4 protein-coding genes are annotated in these 6195 nt (G+C 71.3%); all 4 read right to left on the bottom strand.

Going from position 1 to position 6195, the window contains the following annotated elements; all coding sequences use genetic code 11:
• Positions 1–786: alpha/beta fold hydrolase (locus E1264_RS38910; RefSeq protein WP_279492068.1), on the bottom strand; the 786-nt coding region annotated here is incomplete at its 3' end.
• A 136-nt stretch (positions 787–922) separates the two neighbouring features.
• A complete protein-coding gene (locus E1264_RS38905) occupies positions 923–2890 on the bottom strand; it encodes a WD40 repeat domain-containing protein (protein WP_165964611.1) in 1968 nt (655 codons plus the stop codon).
• A 627-nt stretch (positions 2891–3517) separates the two neighbouring features.
• Positions 3518–4717, bottom strand: a complete 1200-nt coding sequence (locus E1264_RS38900) for an MFS transporter (RefSeq protein ID WP_243711439.1) — start codon at positions 4715–4717, stop codon at positions 3518–3520.
• 85 nt (positions 4718–4802) lie between these two features.
• The coding region (locus tag E1264_RS38895; RefSeq protein WP_132181973.1) for an NAD(P)-binding domain-containing protein at positions 4803–6195 on the bottom strand (1393 nt) is incomplete at its 5' end.

Raw genomic sequence — 6195 nt, 5'->3', positions numbered from 1 at the left:
GGGGATCGTCGGGGGCGCCGCGGTGGCCGGGGCCGTGCCCGGCCCGCCGGCGGGTGGCGTGCGCGACGCGGCCACGCCGTTCGCGAATCCGCGGAGTACCTCGTTGCTCAGGTCGAGGTACCCGGGATCGTCGAGCGATCTGGGCTTGTGGACGTTGTTGTGGCTGCCGGGCAGGATTCCGTGCAGGCGAAACGAACCGTAGGCGGATGCGCGCTGGACGATGCGGTCGCTCTCCGCGGCGAAGGAGACGATCGGTATCGGGCAGCTCGCGGTGGTCACCTGGGTCGCCTCGGCGATCCCCTTCACGACATGGCGGTGGGTGTCGGCCACCTCCTCGTCGAGCGGCCGCAGGCGCTTCTCCTGGACGTTCAGCAGGAAGCCGCCCATGACCCGGCGGGGCAGGAGGAAGATCCCGGAGCCGCCGTTCGGGCAGGCGGTCATGACGATTCTCTTGATGGGGGCGAGTTTCTCGCCCTGGCCGTCCGAGAGCATTCGGGACAGGAAGGTTTGCAGGACCAATCCGCCCTGGCTGTGCGTGATGACGACGATCTCGTCATAGCCCGGCGAAATGCGTTCGTATCTGGTGCGCAGCTTGTCGGCGGCGGTGCGGTAACTCGGCACGCGCGTGAGCAGCCTGCTTCCCACAAGCCGGGTGTTGTATTCGAACTGCTCGAATTCGAGCCGGTCGGGTATTCGGGGATCGGCCCTCATGAGGTCGGTCAGGGGCTTCCAGGTCCGCGGGCCGGACGCGAGACCGTGGATGAACAAGATCGCTGAACGGCTCATGGAAGACCTAACGGCAATATACCTGTTATGCCGGGCAACTATATCCATGGCGGACGCCGGGTGGAGCGCGACCAGCCGGATGGGCGAATCCCGCGAGTCGGTGCGGGTTTTGGTCCTGTTCGATATGGGATTAGTGTCAGGTGAAGACGGTTCCGATCTGGTTGAACTGCCAGCCGGCGGATTCGGTCCGGACGAGGCGGACCCAGACCGTCCAGCCGCTGCCGATCTGGTCGCCGAGTTCCGCGGGGACCGGCAGCGTCATGTCCTGCGGAGGGTCGTCATACCCGGTGAACCGGAGGCTGCCGCGACCGATCTTGGTGATGGTCATATCGCCCATCCACTCGTCGATGATCTCCGCGGGCTCGAGATTGTGAAAGGCGTAGGGGCTGTCGGCGATGAGACGCTTGAGCGCCCTCCCTGCGCTCTTTCCGGCGGGGAGATCGCGGGCGGCCTCCCGTCCCTCGGCGGCCATGGCCGTGGACGCGGCGGCGGAGAGGTGGCCCCGCTCGCCCAGCCAGCCGGCGAGGCGGACGACCATTTGGCCGATGGCCTCCATCTTCCGGTCTTCGTCGTCGTCGCTGCCGAGTGAGATGCTGCGCGGCATCCAGAGGCCAAGGAACTCGCCCATGTGATCAGGCAGCTTTTCCACGGTGGATTTGGTGCCGTCCTCCAGATACCAGCCCGCCGAGTTGCGCAGGCTCTTCGTCGCTCCCTCCATTTCCCGGTAGGTCTCGTCCGTCATGGTCGGGTCGTGCCTGAGGCAGTTCAGGAAACCGATGAGGGCGGTGTCGATGGTGACCTCGTCATCCGGGTCGGCGGCGTGCCCGCAGGACGGGCATTCCTCGGCGGTGATCCGCGTGAAGGCGGGCACCGGCGGGCCCGGAGTGACGATGTCGCTGAAACCCCATTCGTCATGCGCGAAGACGACGCTCAACCCGAGACGGGGGTCGTCGGTATCGGTGACGAGCGGTTCGAAGCCGTCGAAGTCGACGTACTTCCACTCGCTGCCCTCATCATCGACCAGCGGGCCGGTCAAATCGTAGACGTCGCCGGAATCGGGGTCGGTCCACGTGCCGGGCAATTCGGCGGCGAAACGGGTGGGCGAGCCCGCGCCCATCGCGCGGTGCGCGTCGAGGTTCCAGACCCGGGCGAACCCGTATCCGTCGGCGGCCACCACCCGGGGACGGCCACCCAGCAGTGAATAGGCGACCGATTCGATGCCCAGGGTGCGGCCGTCCGTGAGGGGCATTCCTCTCTGCTCGCCTGTGCGCGCGTCCCAGACGCGCACGCTGTAGTCGGAACTGCCGCTGATGATGATCGGGACGCCGTCCGGCGCGGCGAAGGCCACGGACCGGATCCGCCCGGTGTGGCCGGTCATCGTGGGGCCGATCTGCCTGCCGTCCGGCAGGTCCCACAGCCGCAGGGTGTGATCGTCGCCGCCGCTGACGGCGACGGGCCGCCCGTCGAGCATGCCCACGGCCACCGCCCACACCGGTTCGGTGTGTCCGGTCAGCGGCCTTCCATGCTGCCTGCCCTTGGACAGGTCCCAGACCCGGACGGTGTTGTCCTCGCCGGCGGTGACCGCGATGGTCCGGCGGGCGAGCACGTCGACCGCCACCGCCCGCACCACCGATTCGTGGCCGGTCATCGGGGTGCCGACCGGGGTGCCGTCGGCCAGATCCCACACGCGGACGGTCTTGTCGTAGGCGCCGGTGACCGCGATCGAGCGCCCGTCGAGCACGCCGCAGGCCACCGCGTAGATCGAACCTCTGGCGTTGTACCTGATGTAGCGCGGCTCGGCGGGCCGGTCGGTCCGCCCGTGCCCGGTCAGCTCCCAGATCGTCAGGTCGCCGTGGCCGCGGACGGCGACGGGCCGCCCGTCGAGGGTCCCGAACGCCAGCGACCAGACCGAGATCGGGGACTCGCCCTCCAGCGGCGGGCCGATCTGGCGGTGGGACGCCAGATCCCAGACCCGCACCAGGTGGTCGGGCCCGTCGCTGATCACGACCGGGCGCCCGTCCACCAGGCCGCAGTCCACGACGTACACGGGAGCGCCGGGGCCGCCCAGCGCCGGCACGATCTGCGCGCCGAACGGAAGGGGCACGAACCCGTCGCTTTCAGAGTGCGGATATCCAGGCATTACCCCTCCGACCCCTCCGACCCCCACCGACGCTCCGATCGCGCGGATCAGAGTCTCGTGTTGCGACAAAGAATCTATAGGTCCGCTTGTCAGCGTCGGCGGCACGCGGGCACATTGGAGACCCCTTCGCCGGGAGGGAGCCCGAGCAGACGCGTGAACCCGCAGGCCATGGTGAAAGCGGCGGGACCAGGCACTGCAGCGTGTCCGCCTGCGACATCGCCGTATTCTCGGGACGGCCGAACGATACGCAGGCCAGGCGCGCCTCGAGTTGTACTCCGCGTTGGAAAAGAGTTTCGACGCGTCCGATCTGCCCTGGCACCTCTGCTACCGGGAGGACCGCGGGGACGGGGCATCATCGTCCCGCACCAGGAACACCAGCCGCTGCGGCTCGTCCACCCGCTGGCGGATCATTCGCGCGGCGCGTTGCGCTGGTACGACAAGCATTCCACGAAGGACGCGCGGATGCGCCTCCTCGTCGCCCTGCACGCGGGCTCGTGCGTTCCGACGACAACGGCATCGTCGGCGACACCGTCTGGAAGCGGCTGGCCTGAGGCCCCTCTGCGAGCGCGCGCCCAGCACCGCCTGGCCTCCTCATCGGTTCTGTGTGGTGGGTGGTGCGGTGCCGATGGCGAAGAGGGTGGCGATGACGGCGGCTGCGGCGAGGGCGAGGAACATGGTGGGGTAGCCGCCGAGCACGGCCGCGAGGGCGGCTCCGGCGAAGGGCGCTATCGCGCTGGCGGTGGTGATGGGCGCGGCGAGGATCCCGGACAGGGAGCCGTAGGCGGCGGTGCCCCAGCGGTCGGAGACGGCGGTGGCCTGCAGGAGCGTGGCTATGCCGCGCGTCATTCCGGCGAGGAACGCAATGGCGATGAGCAGGGCGATCGGGCCGGGGACGAGGGCGAGGGCGGCGGTGGTGGCGGCCGACAGCGCCAGGACCCAGATGGTGCGGGCGCGGACGCCGGTGCGGCGGGCGAGGGTGCGGTAGCCGAGGCGTCCGGCGACCTGGCCGACGCCGCCGAGCCCGAGCGCCCACGCCGCGACGCTGGCGTCCGCGCCGCGCGAGGTGAGCAGCGGGATGAGGTTGACCACGACCGCGAACGCCGTGAAGGCCGACAGGGTCAGCGCCGCGGTGAGCAGGAGGAACGGCCGGCTGCGTACGGTGCCCCACACGGCGGCGCGTCCTGTGGCGTGCTTCTTGGGGAGGTCGTTCCGGTGCGTCGCACCTTCGTGCGGTGAGGGCCAGGGGCGGCGCAGGGCCAGCCAGTGCAGCGGGACGGTCACCACCGCGAGCACGGCGGCGAGGACCAGGTAGGCGCCCCGCCACGACAGGTGGGACGACAGGGCGTCGGTGAGCGGCGCGAACACGGTGCTGGCCAGTCCGGCGGCGAGGGTGAGGGTGGTCAGTGCGGTGACGTGCCGGGGCGCGTAGTAGCGGGTGAGCGCGGCGAACGCGGGCTGGTAGAGGACGGCGGCCATCGCCGCACCGGCCACCAGCCAGCAGGCGGTGAACAACCACAGGTTCGGCGCCGCCGCCAGCCCCAGGACCGACAGCACCGCCAGCGCCGATCCGCCGGTCATCAAGGCGCGCGGCCCTCGGCGGTCCAGGGCGCGGCCGAGCGGGATCCCGCCCAGCGCGGCGACGATCAGCGCGGCGGAGAACGCGGCGGTGATGGCGCCGGTGGACCAGCCGGTGTCGCGGGTGATGGCGGGAGCCAGCACGGGAAAGGCGTAGTACAGGACGCCCCAGCTGGTGATCTCGGTGACGCACAGCGCGGCCAGCGGGCTGTTCACCGCGCGCCGGGCGTGGCCACGCGCCGACCGGGCTCCGGCGGCCGGAGCCGCCGGTGCCCGGTCTCGGGCGGCAGGTTCGGCCGCGTCAGTCATCGGCGCGTTCGGCCTCGCCCGAGTAGCCGTGCTCGATCCCGGTGGAGAAGCCTAGCCCGGCGGGTGCGCCGACGCCGATGCTGATCGGCTCGGACACCGATCCGCCGCCGCAGCACGAGCCGCCACCGGCCGCGGAAACGGCTGCGGATTCGGTTCGTGTCGCGGGTTCGGGTGCCGGTGACGTGGAGCAGGACGTCCCGCATCCGCCGTCCTGTGCGGGGGAGCCCGGTAGTTCGTCTTCGGTGACCAGGTTGGTGGAGCAGACGCCGGTCTCGGGCAGGTCGAGCTGGACGGTGTCGGCGGCCTCCCGGTCTCCGGCGAGCGCGGCGACGATGGAGCGGACCTGCTCGTATCCGGTGGCCATCAGGAAGGTGGGGGCGCGTCCGTAGCTTTTCATTCCGGCCAGGTAGAACCCGGGTTCGGGGTGGGCGAGGTCGCGTTCGCCGTGCGGCGGGACGGTCCCGCAGGAGTGGAAGTTGGGGTCGATGAGCGGCGCGAGTTTGGCCGGGGCCTGGGTGCCGGGGTCCAGGTCGAGCCGGACTTCGCGGAGGATGTCCAGGTCGGGGCGGAACCCGGTGGCGGCGACCACGGTGTCGGTCGTGATCACGTGGTCCCCGTCCGGGGTGGTGCCGGTGACCTGGACGGCTCCGTCGCCGGTGGTGAAGCGGGTGATGGTGAAGCCGCGGATCAGGTCGATCTCTCCGTCGGTCACGGCCTTCTTCAGGCGGGTGCCGAGCGCGCCGCGGGCGGACAGGCCGTCGGCGTCGCCGCCGCCGTACAGGCGGGCGACCGACGTCCCGCGCACCGCCCAGGTGATGCGCGTGCCGGGGGCGGCCTTGGCGAGTTCGGCCAAGGCGAGCAGCGTGTTGGCAGCCGAGTGACCCATGCCGACGACCAGCGTACGGCGTCCGGCGAAACGGTCACGATCGCGACCCAGGACGTCCGGCAGCGGCCCGGTCAGGTGGGCGGCGGCCTCGTCCTCCCCGGGAGCGGGCAGGCCGGAGTGGCCGAGCGGGTTGCTCCGGCCCCACGTCCCGGACGCGTCGATCACCGCGCGGGCGGTCAGGTCGGTGACGGCCCCGTCCGGTCCGACCGCCCGCACGAGCAGCGGGTGCTCGTCGCGGCCGATGGTGCGGGTGACGTCCATGCCCTGCCTGGTGACCGCGACGACGCGGGTGCCGGTGCGGATCCGTCCGGCCAGCGCGGGCACGCGGGACAGCGGGGCCAGGTAGTCGCGCACCATTTCGGCACCGGTCGGGAGGGCGTCGGGGTCGGGCAGCCGCCAGCCGGTCGGCTCCAGCAGGCGGCGGGCGGCGGCGTCGGTGTCGTAGCGCCACGGCGAGAACAGCCGGACGTGCCCCCACTCGGAGATCGCGGCCCCCACC

This window comes from Actinomadura sp. KC216, from assembly GCF_004348535.1.
Taxonomy (GTDB): domain Bacteria; phylum Actinomycetota; class Actinomycetes; order Streptosporangiales; family Streptosporangiaceae; genus Spirillospora.
This window is presented reverse-complemented; position numbering and strand designations above follow the sequence as displayed.